This is a genomic window from Paenibacillus sp. 01T431 (assembly GCF_056398625.1).
On record NZ_JBFTPT010000004.1, the window covers coordinates 273,692 to 289,217 of the forward strand.

Genomic DNA, 15,526 nt, shown 5'->3' on the forward strand with positions numbered 1-15,526 from the left:
CTTAATGAAGCGGAGGGCAAACGATGAGCTTATTACGTGATAAAATGAATCGTTTGCGGGGAAACATCCGCGAGGAAGAGAACCAGCCAGCGTCGGTGGTTCCTGCCACTGAAGAGAAGATGGTACAACAGCCGGAAGGTGATGAAGAATGGCTTTCACCCGTGTGGGAGACCTTCGATGTCAAGCTGGTTACGAATGAAGTTGGAAGCTTTTTGCTCCGAAAAATCATTTATCCGTCAGATTATCGCCATGGTCATCATGCATTAGTAGAACTGCACGAGGCTGCACCTGCCTTATCAGCGTTTCATCCTGATTCTTTAACATCTGCGGAACAAATCATGTTTCTTGATTTGGAAACGACAGGTTTAGGCGTTGGAGCAGGGAACGTTCCTTTCATGGTTGGCATAGGCTATTTGTCAAAGGACCAATTTGTCATCGAGCAAGCGTTGATCAGGCATCCAGCTGAAGAGCGGGCAATGCTTCATTATTTGATGGGGAAGCTGAACGATTATACATTTTTGTCCACCTACAACGGAAAAACCTTCGATTGGCCACTCGTTCAAAATCGTTTTATTATGAATGGACTTGGCCAAAAGATGTGGGAGCCTCAGCATCTTGATTTCTTGCATCCTGCAAGATCGATATGGCGTAATACGCTCGTTTCGTGTAAATTGAGCCATGTTGAAGAAGAGCGGCTCGGTATTCACCGGGAGGATGACGTTCCAGGATCACTTGCTCCTCAGCTTTATTTTCAATTTCTGGCGAATGGAGATCCAGCACCGCTTGAAGGTGTTTTTCGCCATAACGAAATAGATATGTTATCCCTAGCTTGTCTAGCGATTCGATTTGGACATTTGTTAAACGGAACGATTAAGTTGTATATTCCGTTGCCCGATGAGCCTGAGGAGATGGTGCGCACAGGTCTTTGGCTAGAGCGTATGGGTAAAATGGAGCTTCCTGATCATTTATTCGATTTAGCCATGAAGGAAGAGAACTCAAAACCTTCTACACTAGTCATGCTTGCCGCGCGGGACAAGAAGGCTGGAAATTGGGATCGTGCTGTGTTATTGTGGCAGAAGGCTATTATTCATTCTTCTAATCATTTTGGATCTGCTGCCCATGAAGCAAGCATTGAGCTTGCCATGTATTATGAGCATAAGATCAAAGATTTTGAGTCAGCTTTAGGATATGCGAATGCAGCTTTTGAACGTGCGCTGAATCATTCGCAGCTCATTCGGCCTGATGCCAAAAAAAGAGCGGAGCTCGATGCTTTGCGTAATCGAATAGCAAGGCTGCGCCGCAAATCAACCAAACATGTTCATTAAGAAGCTACTTTTTAAAATAGGATAAAAGCGTAAACAGACAGCTGCAGCTCAACTATATAGCTTATCTTTCAACGGAAAACGTAAGCTTGACCACTATAGTGGCGACTGCCGTTTACCCTTGGGAGGAAAACAACGATGACAACGGGACTGCCTGCCATGCGCGGCTTATTAATTGATCTTGACGGAACGTTATATCACGGTACTCATCAAATTGCTGGTGCAGCTGAACTCATCACTTATTTGAGAGAGATTAGGCTTCCATATCGCTTTGTTACAAACAACGCCTCTTCAACACCCGATGAGGTAGCTGAAAGGCTAATAAAAATGGGTATTCCAGCTGCTGCTGATGAGGTGTGCACATCCGCGCAAGCGGCTTCTGAGCATATCGCTTCGATGAAGCCAGGTGCATCCGTATTTGTCGTTGGTGAGGCTGGACTAAAACAGTCTGTCCAAGAAGCAGGCTTAATTCTCACAGAGGAACAACCGGATTTTGTTTTACAAGGAATTGACCGTTCGTTCACTTATGAGCGATTAACGAAGGCCGTTCGGTATATTCACAGTGGGGCTGAATTCGTTATGACAAATCCTGATTTGCTGCTGCCATCCAGTGATGGACTCATTCCGGGAGCAGGCTCTATAGGAGCTATGTTGAAGGCAGCGGGCGGCAAAGAGCCTATACTCATTGGCAAACCATCATCCATTCTTATGAGCTATTCATTAAGATCGATTGGCTTAAGCGCTGATGAAACATGGGTAGTAGGCGACAATTTGGCAACAGACATCGCTTTTGGAGCAGCTGCTGGCTGCGGTACGATTCTTGTGCTGACCGGGCTTACTACAGCGCAAAATATCGAGTATTATATGGAGCAGGCAGGGTGTAAACCAACTGTCATTTGCAATCATTTAGAAGAGCTTCGTTCTTATATATCTGATCATAGAGATTGTTAAGACTTATAACGAAGAAAATAGGAAGGAAGCGAGCTTTCATGCATGAATTGCCGGAACTGGAAAATTATCGGGCTTTATTGGCGGAGCATTTCGCTGGCGCCCAAATTACCGGTATCGAGATAACAAATGGTAAAGTTTTTCAAGCAAGTGAAGAACAAATTGAGCGTGACGTGATTGGTAAAGTTGTATGGTTCGTTGAAAGAAGAGGTTTACATTTAGTTTTACACTTGGATAATGGAAAACGTCTATTGCTTCATTTGGGGCAAGGGGCTTATTTGTATAGAGGAAGCGAGTCTGATAAACCTGAACGCAACGTTCAGATGAAACTGCATTTCGGTGAAGCCGTATTGTATGGAGTCGGTTTGCGTGCGGATGATTTGCAGCTGTTGACTGTGAAGGAAGTCGAAGGGAAACTTGGACGCCTAGGACCAGATGCATTGGACAAAAGAGTGACAGTGGATCGTTTCATTGCACTATTTGCCAAAAAACGTGTTGCAATCAGAACCGCTCTTAGCGACCAAAACGTGATTTCTGGAATTGGTGCTGCATATGCGGATGAGATTTGTTTTGACGCAGCGATTCGCCCTGACACTAAAGTTCCAGTATTGGAAAACGAAGCATGGAAACGCCTATACGCAGCGATGCATAATGTACTGAAGGAAGCGATTTCACAAGGAGGAGCGGGAGAGCATTCGTTCTTTGAGGGAGATAGCTTAACTGGAAAACATCGGAATCACTTTCAAGTCTTCGAGCGTGAGGGTCAACCATGTTCACGCTGTGGTGCTGTGATTGAGAAAATCGATGTATCTGGCCGCAAAGCGTATGCTTGTCCTGCTTGTCAACAAGATGAGGGATTAAGCGTACTTTGAGTCTATCGGTTGAACGGGGGATTCATTTATGATTCATGTATATTTAGACGATTATCGCACTTGTCCAAAAGGTTTTGTATTGGCAAGCAACGCCGAAGAGTGCAAGCAGCTGATTGACCTTGAGGAAGTGGATATTTTATCGCTTGATTACGATCTAGGCTGGTCACAGCCGACTGGCTACGAAGTCGTGCGCCACATTGTTGAAACGGGTCGTTATCCAAGCCAAATATACTTACACACCTCAAGTGCCGCTGGTCGCATGCAAATGTACCATATGCTTTCAACGAATGCGCCGGCAGAGACCAAGCTGTTCAATGGTCCGATGCCGGAGGCTCTCATTAATAATATAGCTGGGCAATAAAATACACCCAAACCCTCAAGGGCTTTTTAAACCCAGACCCTTTAAGGGCTAGTACACCCAAACCCTTAAGGGCTTCTTAAACCTAGACCCATAAGGGCTACTACACCCAAACCCTAAAGGGCTTTTTAAAGTGAAATCTTTGAGGATTTTTAAAACTCCCGAACCTAAGAGATTTTCGAACCCACCCAAACTCTCCCTTCCAAGGGAGGGCCCCAAGGGTTGCACCCTCTGGACACCCGCAACTGGACTAACGTCGAAGCTTGACCGGCGCTTGAGAGTTAGGGTAGAGCATCGAACGCTTTCGTCCCTTTGGGACACGCTTTCACTAATGCGGGGGGGAACCCCAAGGGCGTTTCGAACACACCCAAACTCTATATTTTTTAAGGACTTTGAAAGTTACGCTCTTTGGACACCTGCAGCTGGAATAACGTGGGAGCTTGATCGTCGCTTGCGAGTTAGGGTAGAGTATCTAACGCTTTTGTCCCTTTGGGACATGCTTTCACTGAGAGGCTTTCACCTTTTCTTAATAGATAGTCTCATTAGTTTGAATTATCAATTTGGATATTGTGTGAGCTGACCAGTTTTTATTTTTTGATGCAGTTTTATAAATAATATCAACTACATATTGTTAAGCCAGTTACACATAAGACTAATTTTTAGACTTATTTGGAGTAATTCGATTGGTTTGAGGGTAATAAGACTAGTTTTTAGTTCTATTTGTGCTCAATTTTACAATAAGCAGTAATAAAATTTATTTTTCTCTGGTTTAAGACTATATTCTAGTCTTATTTAGTTTTATTGAGCCCATTTAGTTGAAATAGGTCTAGTTTCTATATCTATTTCACTAACATCGTCCATTAATCATTATTTATGGGCTAAAACAATGGTTCATATGGCTATACTCAAATAATACCTAGCAAAAATAATATTTGAGTTAATTACTCGAATAATTACACGAAATGTGACATATTCGGTTATAATGCAAACAAAGACTAAAAATATAAGTAGAACTAAAATGCTGAGGAATTAATTTCCTGGCATTTCTATATTTTTTAATTATCTCTGATCTATGTAAATGTTTGTATTTACGAAGGCTTCAATCTTTCACACATCAAGACACGATTTACATTTACAGACAACAAACTTCCAGCGTGTCCCGTAGGGACGAAAGCGCTCATCCGTAAACTAAACATTCCAGCACAGATTATCGCCAACGTTAGTCGAGTTGCGGGTGTCCAGAGGGTGCAACCCTTGGGGCTCTCCCTTGGAAGGGAGGGTTTGGGTGGGTTCGAAACGCTTGTAGGATTGGTGTAGTAATTGTTTAGGGCTCAGGGTAGTAAACCCTCGAGGGCAAGGGTGAAAAAAATCCCTTTAGGGATCTAGGGTAATATAACACGAAAGAGGTTTAACATACGTGAGTCAATGGATCGGAACTGCTAATCAAACTTATGCACCATATGCGATGGAGGAGCTTCGGAGGCTGATTGAGGGCGTTGCCTTCACACAACTGGCAGCAGGAGAAGTGTTTTTAATGACGAGCCCGCTAACACGGGAAGAGACGCTGCAAGCGATTCATCAGCAGGAGCCGATCTTTTTGCGCCATGTGCAGCCGGTGGATCGGACGATTGAAATTACAGGAAATGCGAATGATTTAGAACAATTGTCTAGCATGGTTCGAAATGCTGTATTAACTTTGGAAAATAAACGGGTAGCCGTTCATATTAGACGTACGTCGAAGTCGGAGTTTGTGTATTCGGCTGCGGATACAAAAGCGGTAATTGATGCGGTACTCGAAGAGATTGACGCGGAACCTGTTGTACAGCAGCCAGACGTTATTATTGCGATCTATGCGGCGATCAATCAGCTTTATGTCGGTTTTGGATCGCCATCGGAGATGCTCTCGGATTGGCCAGGCGGAGCCGTTCGTTTTCAACGCGAAGAAGGACAAGTCTCGCGTGCCAAATTTAAGCTGCTTGAAGCAGAACGTGAATTCAACCTAAATTACGCACAGTTTCAAAATGCCCTTGATGTTGGCGCAGCGCCAGGCGGCTGGACATCCCTTTTACTTGAGCGCGGCTTGAGAGTTACAGCCATCGATCCTGCTGAATTGCATCCATCGCTAATGGCGTATCCCACGCTAACTTACTTAAAGCGCAATGCTTCCGAAGTGAAATTCAATCCTGATTCATTCCAGCTACTAGTCTGTGATATGAGCTGGAGTCCGATGATGATGTGCAAGCTCGTTCTCGATCTTGAGCCTGCACTAACGAAGGGTGCAACTGCCATAATTACAGTTAAGCTGATGCACCGGAAACCGCTTCAAACGATTCGAGACGTGATTTCAAGACTTTCAACGGAATTTAAGCTTCAAAAAGCTAAGCAGCTGTTCCATAACAGAGAAGAAATAACACTTTATTTGATCAAAAAATAACAGGAGTCGCCCCCCTTGTTGAAAGGAGGGCGCTCTTTTTTCAAATCCAGCTTACAATCCTAGCAAAGAATAAGTATGTCTTCTAACCACTAATAAATCGATAATAGCTGTAATCTCTTAAAGGAGACCTGGCCAATGCAGAGCTTGAAAGCGCTTTATATGAATTTGCGTATCAAACACAAAATGTTTGTGTTGATATCAGTCATCATGCTGGTTGTTGCTATGCTTGCTATCATCATTCAGCAATACGCTTTTGATTTTTATGATCAGGAAATTTATAAGCAATCTTCCAAAGCGCTCAGTTTGTCGTCCCTCAGTATCGAGAATGAGCTGAAAAAGATGGAGAAGCTTACCTTTATGCTTTCAACGGATTCTACGATCCAGCACTATTTGAGATCCATCAAGAGCGGTTTGTCCGATTATGATAACTATGTTGTGCAATTAACGGTGAAGGAGCGAATGGTCAATATCGGAGGGCTTGATAAATACGTGCTTTCCGCCCAGCTGTATGACGTAAATGATAATGAATATGCGGTTGGTGCAAACTCGATAACGATTTACCAGGACCGTCTGGATGCATTCAAAAATGCAACAGCGGTCAAAAAGGGTGGGAATACGTGGATTGCCCCCTACAGCAACGATAAGTCCTTAATTGCTGCGCGAGAAGTGCGTTCGTTTGAGCAGCTGAGCTTAGACTATCTTGGCACTTTAGCGCTTCGCATCGATATGAACAAACTGTTTAGAGATCTTGCTAAAGGGATGAACAGCAACGACGCCAAGCTAGTCATTATGAAAAACAATGAAGCGGTGTATCCTGAAGCGTCCGCTTTTTCCATGGAGTCCTTATCTGCGCTGCCTGGCAATGAGGGCTACAAAGTTATACGTTATGAGGGGAAGCAATATTTTGTTACTTATATAGCGTCAACGTATACCGATTGGACTTATTATACGCTGATCCCATTTGATGACATCTTTGACCGTGTCGTGAAGGTCAAAAATACGATTATTATTATTTTTGCTATATTATTTATCGTCATTCTCCTCATTGCAGTTGGCTTCGCAAATGGTATTACTGAGCCTATTGAACGCTTGAATGCTAAAATGAAAAGAGTGCAGCTCGGCAATTTTGAATATATCGAGGAGCCGAATGAGAGAGCGCTTGCAATGGATGAAGCTGGTCAAATGCATCGAAACTTCCGAATAATGATTGAACGTATCAATGAGCTCATTCATGAAAATTACGTGAAGCAGCTTACAATTCGCGATACGGAATTTAAAGCGCTGCAAGCTCAAATTAATCCACACTTTTTGTACAACACATTAGAGTCGATCAACTGGTCCGCCAAGCTAAGCAACCAAACACATATTTCTCAGATGGTTGAAGCGCTCGGCTCCCTGCTCAGAACGTCAATCAATTTGAAGGAGCCGCTCATTCCGCTTAGCAAGGAACTGGACATCATTAATCACTATGTCACGATTCAGAAATATCGTTTTGAAGAACGGCTTGATTTCCATATTGACGTACCAGACAAGTTACTTAACTGCAGCATTCCGAAGCTTTCGCTTCAACCGCTCGTTGAGAATGCAATCAATTACGGCCTTGAACAAATGATTGACACCTGTAAAATACAAATACATGCCTATGTGGAAAATGAGCTGTGGTTTATTTCAGTGGAGGATAATGGGCCGGGAATGGAAGAAGAGTTTGTCACAAAGCTATTAAGCGGACAAGTGCAGACGAAAGGCTCCGGCTTAGGCTTGAAAAATATCGAAGACCGCATCAAGCTGCTGTATGGCGATGCATACGGCTTAAACGTAGAGAGCAAGCCAAACGGCGGTACCAAAGTGAAGCTGATGCTTCCTTATGAAATGAGGGATTCCCATGTATAAGGTTTTGTTGGTTGATGATGAACGAATCATCGTAGAAGGCATATCGCGAACTGTAAACTGGAATGCATATGAGGCAGAACTGGCAGGAACGGCGCGCAATGGACTTGAAGCTTTGGCCTTTATCGAGAGCCATATGCCGGATATCGTCATTTCAGATATCAAAATGCCAGGCATGAACGGGCTGCAGCTGGTGGAAAAAGTGTATGAAAACTACCCGCATATCGTTTTTATTCTTCTTTCCGGCTTTAGTGAGTTTGATTATGCTCGCACTGCGATGCAATTTGGAGTTAAACACTATTTGCTTAAGCCATGCAATGAAAATACGATTACGGATGCACTAACCGAGGTGATAACAGAGCTGAGGAAACAGCAAACGCAAGAGAGCTTCATGCTTCATATCCAGAAAGAGCTTTCAAAGGTACTTCCTCACGCGAAGGAGCAATTCCTTAAGGAGCTTGTTACCAATAAAACATATGGCCAGCGTGATTGGGATGATTATGGCAACCTGTTTCATATTACAGTAGACAATGAAAAGGTTCAGTTGATTTTGTTTCAAATAGAGGGTGTGTTTGAATTTGAGCATCTGTTTGCGGTCAAAAATATCGCTCAGGATGTCCTCGGCAAACCGACGGTACTTCTCAGTACGACGATAGGAAAACATGTGCTGTTGCTCATTAAAGAGATTAACGGAACAGACGTTTTATTTGCACAATTGAATGAAATTAAGCAAACGTTTTCTTCCTATTACAAATTGGATGCTACAGTGGCCGTCAGCAATCCAGGTCAAATTATCGATGCTCGTAAAATGTATCGTGATACGCTGGAATGCTTAAATTATCAATTTTATTTAGGCGAAGGAAGCATCATAACGCAGAAGGATGTTGAAAGAGGAGATGATAATGCGCTTAAGCCTTTCATCTATGATGAAGAGCCTCTTTGCATGCATGTCAAATCAGGAGACTGGGCGTTTGTTCAGCATGAGCTGCAAAACTATTTTGATATGCTTGCCGACAGCCGCATGGACATGCATCTCTCGAAATCTTATGTCATTCCGCTTTACATATCTGTCGTTAGACAAGGCAAACCTGAAGAAATCAATGAATATTTAACTAAGATTGCAGGATTTGATCAATTTACAACACTAAAAACGACGCAGCAATTCGTCACCGAATGTGCGCAGCAAATATGCTTGAACAACTTTCATACCCACACCAATAAGCATTCCGCCATTATTCAGAAGATGATTCAAGTAATTGAAGCGCATATTTCCAATCCTGATCTATCGCTCAACTGGGTAGCGAGTGAGATCTTATACATGAACGCAGATTATGTAGGCAAGCTGTTTAAGAAGGAAATGGGAGAAAAATTCTCAAATTATGTTGTTAGGTTAAGGATGGAGCGAGCAATGGAAGAGATCGAGAAAACAGGTGATGTGAAGGTTTTTGAACTCGCTGAGAAATTTGGTTTTGGCGATAATCCGCAATATTTTAGTCAAGTTTTTAAAAAACATACAGGGTTCACGCCTTCCGAATTCAAAAGGTCGCCATAATGGCGACCTCTGTTTTTTTAACAAAGAAAGCGGTTTTTTTAATTCCGACGATTCGACATTCACCCTATAATAAAGCTTGTAAACAACATTAAAGAGTCTGGAAGGGGCGTAACACAATGAAAGCACCAAAGAAAATGCTTTTGATGCTCATGGCTTTTGCACTAGTTCTCGTAAGCGCTTGCGGCGGAAACGCAAACAATGAAAAACCAACAAATGCGACCAACGCACCAAAATCAACAAACGAAGTGAAAGAAGAACCAGCAGAAGCAAAGCCGGTCACTCTTCGTATCGCATGGTGGGGCGGTCAGCCGCGTCATGATTACACAATGAAAGTCATTGAGATGTACAAAACGAAAAACCCGCATGTAACGATAGAAATGGAATATGCCAACTATGATGACTACTGGAAAAAGCTTGCTCCTCAAGCAGCTGCAAACGAGCTTCCTGATATCATCCAAATCGATACGCAAAACTATTCGCAATACGCTGGCAGAAAACAATTGGCTGATTTGACTCCATTTATCGGCAATCAAATTGACGTAAGTGACATTAGCCAAAACGCGATTGATGGCGGTAAATTAGGCGATGGACTATACGGTATGAACCTTGGTGTAAATGCTCTTGGGTTTAACTACGATCCAGCACTACTGAAAAAAGCAGGCATTGATTCCATTCCTGAAAACTACACTTGGGATGATTACGTAGCAATGGCTGCAAAAGCAAAAGCAGCAGGAATTTTCTTCGACAACGGTATGCGTCCAGAAGTGTTCTTCGGCTACTACCTTCGTACACTTGATAAAACGTTGTTTAACGCAGAAGGCAACGGCCTTGGCTACGAGGATGATCAACTATTCACCGATTTCTTCGGAATGCTAGCTAAACTTGTTATCGATGGTGCAGTACCGTCGCCAGACGTTCTAGCTCAAATCAAAGGCGCAGAAGACAGCCACCTTGTATTGAACCAAGGCATTGGCGTATGGCAATGGTCGAACCAATATGTTGGATTGCAGCAAGTGGCTAACCGTCCGCTAGCAATTGCTCCAATGGCTGGTCCAAATATGACTAAAGGGTTATTCCTTAAGCCAAGTATGTTCTTCTCCGTATCGGAAAATTCGAAAGTGAAAGAAGAAGCAGCTAAGTTTATCAACTTCTTCGTAAATGATATCGAAGCTAACAAATTGATTTTAGGCGATCGCGGCGTACCTGTTTCCTCTAAAGTGAAAGAAGCGTTAAAAGCAGTTTCTACTGAAGCACAAATCCAAGTATACGACTATGTTGCTTGGGCAGAAGCGAACAGCTCACCAATGGATCCAGCTGATCCAATCGGTTCTGCAGAAGTGTTCAAATCGCTCACAAGCCTTGCAGAGCAAATGAACTACAACAAAATTAAACCAGAAGACGCAGCTAAGAAGTTTAGAGACGAAGCAACCGCTATTCTTAAGAAAAACAAGTAATATTGTTTGAGTAGAAGCGATGGTTGGTCGTTAGATCGACCATCGTTTTTTCATAAATAAAGATGCATTGGCACGCTAGACTTCGTATAGGAGTTGGATAAGATGAAATCGCTATCACTTAAAAACAACTTGGTAGGCTACACCTTTATTGGTCCATTTGTTATCGGATTTTTATTGTTCACCTTAGTACCCGCTGTCGCATCGTTATATTTCTCGGTTACCGATTATGATCTCTTATCGACACCATCCTTTATCGGATTAGAGAATTACCAGACGATGTTTTTTGATGATTCGAAGTTTTGGGCATCTCTGAAGGTTACTTTTTTATACGTTTTTATCGGTGTACCGCTTAGATTGGCCTTTGCTTTATTTATTGCAATGATATTGAATACAGCCTCGAAAGCAATCGGGTTATATCGGACCGTTTATTATCTTCCTTCGATTATTGGAGGTAGCGTTGCCGTGTCGATTATGTGGCGCAACCTTTATGGCGACGAAGGGGTTATAAACATTTTTCTGAATGCACTCGGTTTAGATAGCGTGAGATGGTTTGCTGAACCTGCAGCTGCGCTGTGGATGCTCATTACATTGTCCGTTTGGCAATTTGGATCGTCGATGCTTATTTTTCTAGCAGGTCTCAAAAATATACCGCCAGAATTGTACGAAGCTTCCAATGTGGATGGAGCGGGGCCAGTCGTTCGCTTCTTCAAAATTACTTTGCCTATGCTCAGCCCGATCATTTTGTTTAATACGATCATGCAAACGATCGGAGCATTTATGACTTTCGTTCCAGCTTACATTATTTCAAAAGGCGAGGGCGGCCCGTTAGACGGCACACTTCTTTATTCCCTTTACTTGTTCCGTCAAGCATTCGTTTATTTCGATATGGGATTTGCTTCAGCAATGGCGTGGGTAATGCTCATTATTATCGCTATCCTAACCGGGATTTTGTTCTATACCTCTAAAAAATGGGTTCATTACGAGTCGAAAGGTGGCCATTAAACATGACATTCAAAAAGCTGAAGTGGCCGATCTACCACATATTTGTCGCAGCGCTCGCGTTAGTCATGGTTTACCCGGTGTTATGGCTGTTAATGAGTTCATTTAAGCAAAGCAATCTCATCTTCGCAACGGCTGATTCACTTATACCACAGCCTTGGATTTGGGAAAATTATAAAATAGGCTGGGTCGGCATAGCAGGTCAGTCATTCGGCAATTTTATTATGAATTCTCTAGAAATCGTTGTTATTTCTACCATCGGAGCTGTATTATCATCTGCATTTATCGCTTTTGGATTTGCAAGACTTAATTTTGTGGGGAAAACGTTTTGGTTTGGAATCATGATGGTTACGCTCATGCTTCCTCATGATGTTGTACTCGTTCCGCAATATATTTTGTTTGCGAAGCTTCATTGGTTAAATTCAATTAAACCTATTGTTATCCCGCAATATTTCGGCATTCCGTTTTTTATCTTTTTACTCATTCAGTTCATTCGGACCATACCGAATGAGCTTGACGAAGCAGCAACGATCGATGGCTGCGGGAAGTTCCGCTTGTTTTTCCGAATTATTTTGCCGCTCGTCGTTCCAGCTCTGGCTACCGCTTCAATTTTCTCGTTTTACTGGCGCTGGGAAGACTTGCTCGGACCGGTTTTATACTTGAATCGTCCAAGTTTGTATCCTGTGTCGATGGGTCTGAAAATGTTTCTGGACAGCGATACCGTCTCCAACTGGGGCGCAATGTTCGCGATGTCAATCGTCAGCCTCATACCGGTGCTCGCCATTTTCTTCGCATTCCAGAAGTATATTGTTGAAGGTATCAGCACCAGCGGTTTGAAATAGACATTCAAAATGAAATAGGGGAGAGGAAGATGGAAATGCCACAGCTTCAATTTGACGAAAATCATATTAAGGACGTTATAGATCGTGTCGTAGATCGCACATTCAGAATGGATTTTAGCTGGGATTGGCCAGGCGGTGTTGCTTTCTATGGGGTCGCGGAAGCGTACGAGGCAACAGGTAATGAACGTTATATTCAGCTTTTGCAGGAATGGATTGATGAGAAGCTGGAAGACGGCTTGCCGAAGCTATCAGTCAACGGAGTATCCATAGGTCATGCTTTAATTTCATTGTACAAAGCAACTGATGAGCAAAAATATTTAGATGTCGCCATTCAAATGGCCGAATACTTAAAAAATGATGCGGTACGATTCGCAGATGGCATTTTCCAGCACACGGTCAATTCAGAAACGTATAATTTTCCTGAGCAAGCGTGGGTGGATACGATGATGATGGCGGGTTATTTCCTCGTGCGTATGGGACATTTGCTCGGACGAAACGATTATTTGGAAGATGGCCTGAAGCAATATCACGGTCATGAGCATTTTTTACAAGATCCCGTTTCGAACCTCTACTATCATGGGTGGGACAATATCGCACAAAATCATATGTCCTCGATCTTCTGGGCACGCGGAAACTCTTGGGCTGCTCTAACAATGGCAAAGGCATTGCCGCATATCGCCGTTCAGCATCCTTCATTTATGATTATTGAAGGCTCGATGCGAGATCAGCTTAGTACATTAGTGCGAATGCAATCCGAAAATGGGCTATGGCACACGGTTCTAAACGATGATAGCTCCTATCATGAAACGTCGGGTTCAGCAGGAATTGCGACTGGATTATTCGCATTTGGTTCCTTATACAACAAATACATTCAGCGTTCGATTGAAGGTATTTTGAGCCAAATTACAGAGGACGGCGCAGTACTGAATGTATCAGCCGGCACAGCAGTTATGAATGATTTGCAGGGCTATCGTGAAGTGGCTCACAAACGTGTACAAGGCTGGGGGCAAGGACTTGTGCTTGCGTTTTTGGCGGAGCTGTTGAATTCCAAAAAACGTGTATTTTAATGAAATGCTGCTTGTTTCAAGTTTAATAACTATGTTAAAGTAGCACTAATAGATAGGAAATCAGGAAGGCATCCTGATGCGGTTTGTAACTTACAAACGGCGTCGGGATGCCTTTTTTTGTTCGTATTTTATGCTGGAGGGATCGATATGGAAGGTTCGGATGAGTTGTTTTCACCTTATGCAATAGGATCTGTGGTGGGTGATCGATACCGAATTGTTGGCATTCTTGGGCGAGGTGGCATGGGAGTTGTCTACGCCGCTGATGATTTGAAGCTCGCAAATAAACGAAGAGCAATGAAAGTCATCGCACCGCTGTCAGGCGGTCGGAAATATGCAGAAGAAGCACAAATGATGATGAGGCTGGAGCATCCGCAGCTTCCATTAATGGTCGACTACTTCCCTCCGAATGAGCTGCAATTCGAAGCACTGGTAATGGAATACATTGAAGGCTGCACGATTGCAGATTTATATCGTTCAAACGGAGCACAGCTAACCTTTACAAACATAATTGATATCGGATTACAGCTATGCTCTGCGATTCGTTACTTGCATGAACATACGCCTCCAATTATTCATCGTGATTTGAAGCCCTCAAACGTGATGATTGACAAAAAAGGTAATGTGAAACTAATTGATTTTGGTATTTCACGCCAATATATTAACGGCAAGGAAAAAGATACCGTTCAGCTTGGAACGTATGGCTTCGCAGCGCCGGAGCAAGCAGGAGCAGGGCAAAGCGATGAGCGAACGGACATTTATGGACTCGGTGCGCTGCTGTATTTTATGGCTAGTGAGGGAAGTATTTATCATCAAAAAACGGGCTGGACAGCGGATTCTGCTTTATTTACATCTTTGCAGCCAGACGTTCCGAAAGCCTTTAAGCTTGTGCTAAAACGTTTGCTTCAACCCGATCCTCAATATCGATATGCAACTATTGCTGAAGCGGAGAAAGCGCTAGAGGTTTTTGTAGAGCCTGATAGCGACAATAAGGTGTTCTGGAATCAACAAAAAAGCAAACCCCGTACACAATTAAATCAGAAGCTGATCGGCTTATTATCTTTATCCTCAGGTGCAGGATCTACCTTTTTGACGCATGCGCTTGCAGTCCTGCTTGGGAGGCAAGGCGCTTCTATAGCAGCAGTCGAATACGACGATACTAGGCCTGAATGGCATGCATGGTTATCAGGGCATAAAAGCATCAGTAATTATGAACATTCTGATCAGCAAACACAGGATAAACGCTATATCCACTATAAACATAATGATTTAGCAGTAAATTGGTTTTCATTTCATTCTGAAGTAAGCTCCGCCGATGCTAAATATGATGCTATGGCTTTTGCACAAATGCTTCGAACTTCATCAACTATGTACCAGCTATTCGATTTCTCTGGCAGATGGAACGAGTCTAATGCTTTATCTATGCTGAAGCAGTCGCATTTCGTATTTGTAATTGGTGATCCTGCTGTGGTTAAGTGGCAAGCGAGCGAATTAAAGCTGCTAATGGACTTGAAGCAAAAAATGAAAGCCACAAGCGGAAAATTATTTTATATCGCCAACAAAGATCTGAACTACCAAGGTCGGAATGAATGGCTTTCCTTATTTCCCGACAAGCCATTAGCCATCGTGCCGCGACTTCCGGAAGAGACGCTGCTTTCTTTGCAATGGAAAGGGCTCTGGGCAACGGATGAATCGCGCTTAAATAAACGATTAAATCATGCGCTTTCGCCCATTTTACAGCTCCTTTATAAGGAAATGAACACAAAATGACCATTTTTGTGGTACAATGATACG

At 43.1% G+C, this 15,526-nt stretch carries 12 protein-coding genes; all 12 read left to right on the plus strand.

What is annotated here, in order from left to right; all coding sequences use genetic code 11:
• Positions 1 to 23 precede the first annotated feature (23 nt).
• The 12 genes from AC1DM9_RS08980 to AC1DM9_RS09035 all read left to right on the plus strand — a co-directional run bounded on the left by AC1DM9_RS08980 (position 24) and on the right by AC1DM9_RS09035 (position 15,502).
• Positions 24 to 1,325 (plus strand): ribonuclease H-like domain-containing protein, encoded by a 1,302-nt coding sequence (locus tag AC1DM9_RS08980; protein WP_477579537.1) that lies wholly within the window; start codon positions 24 to 26, stop codon positions 1,323 to 1,325.
• A 135-nt stretch (positions 1,326 to 1,460) separates the two neighbouring features.
• Positions 1,461 to 2,273 carry a TIGR01457 family HAD-type hydrolase gene (locus AC1DM9_RS08985; RefSeq protein ID WP_477579539.1) on the plus strand — a complete coding sequence of 271 codons (813 nt, stop codon included), beginning with the start codon at positions 1,461 to 1,463 and terminating at the stop codon, positions 2,271 to 2,273.
• 38 nt (positions 2,274 to 2,311) lie between these two features.
• On the plus strand, positions 2,312 to 3,142 hold the full coding sequence (locus tag AC1DM9_RS08990; RefSeq protein WP_477579541.1) for an Fpg/Nei family DNA glycosylase: 831 nt from the start codon (positions 2,312 to 2,314) through the stop codon (positions 3,140 to 3,142).
• A gap of 28 nt (positions 3,143 to 3,170) precedes the next feature.
• Positions 3,171 to 3,503, plus strand: coding sequence for a cyclic-phosphate processing receiver domain-containing protein (locus AC1DM9_RS08995; protein WP_076265823.1), 333 nt, complete (start codon positions 3,171 to 3,173; stop codon positions 3,501 to 3,503).
• A 1,414-nt stretch (positions 3,504 to 4,917) separates the two neighbouring features.
• Positions 4,918 to 5,934, plus strand: coding sequence for an SAM-dependent methyltransferase (locus AC1DM9_RS09000; RefSeq protein WP_076265825.1), 1,017 nt, complete (start codon positions 4,918 to 4,920; stop codon positions 5,932 to 5,934).
• A 135-nt stretch (positions 5,935 to 6,069) separates the two neighbouring features.
• Positions 6,070 to 7,824, plus strand: coding sequence for a sensor histidine kinase (locus tag AC1DM9_RS09005; protein WP_441882462.1), 1,755 nt, complete (start codon positions 6,070 to 6,072; stop codon positions 7,822 to 7,824).
• Positions 7,817 to 9,373 (plus strand): response regulator transcription factor, encoded by a 1,557-nt coding sequence (locus tag AC1DM9_RS09010; RefSeq protein WP_441882459.1) that lies wholly within the window; start codon positions 7,817 to 7,819, stop codon positions 9,371 to 9,373. The genes AC1DM9_RS09005 and AC1DM9_RS09010 overlap by 8 nt, the downstream gene beginning before the upstream one ends.
• Before the next feature lie 116 nt (positions 9,374 to 9,489).
• Positions 9,490 to 10,827 (plus strand): ABC transporter substrate-binding protein, encoded by a 1,338-nt coding sequence (locus AC1DM9_RS09015; RefSeq protein WP_441882456.1) that lies wholly within the window; start codon positions 9,490 to 9,492, stop codon positions 10,825 to 10,827.
• Positions 10,828 to 10,929: 102 nt separating this feature from the next.
• Positions 10,930 to 11,829: a carbohydrate ABC transporter permease gene (locus tag AC1DM9_RS09020; RefSeq protein WP_076265829.1), complete on the plus strand. Its 900-nt coding sequence runs from the start codon at positions 10,930 to 10,932 to the stop codon at positions 11,827 to 11,829.
• A gap of 2 nt (positions 11,830 to 11,831) precedes the next feature.
• Complete coding sequence (locus AC1DM9_RS09025; RefSeq protein ID WP_076265830.1) at positions 11,832 to 12,668, plus strand: carbohydrate ABC transporter permease; 837 nt, start codon at positions 11,832 to 11,834, stop codon at positions 12,666 to 12,668.
• A 35-nt stretch (positions 12,669 to 12,703) separates the two neighbouring features.
• Positions 12,704 to 13,735: a glycoside hydrolase family 88/105 protein gene (locus tag AC1DM9_RS09030; RefSeq protein ID WP_477511862.1), complete on the plus strand. Its 1,032-nt coding sequence runs from the start codon at positions 12,704 to 12,706 to the stop codon at positions 13,733 to 13,735.
• Between the two features lie 147 nt (positions 13,736 to 13,882).
• Positions 13,883 to 15,502: a serine/threonine protein kinase gene (locus tag AC1DM9_RS09035; protein WP_477579544.1), complete on the plus strand. Its 1,620-nt coding sequence runs from the start codon at positions 13,883 to 13,885 to the stop codon at positions 15,500 to 15,502.
• Positions 15,503 to 15,526: the final 24 nt, after the last annotated feature.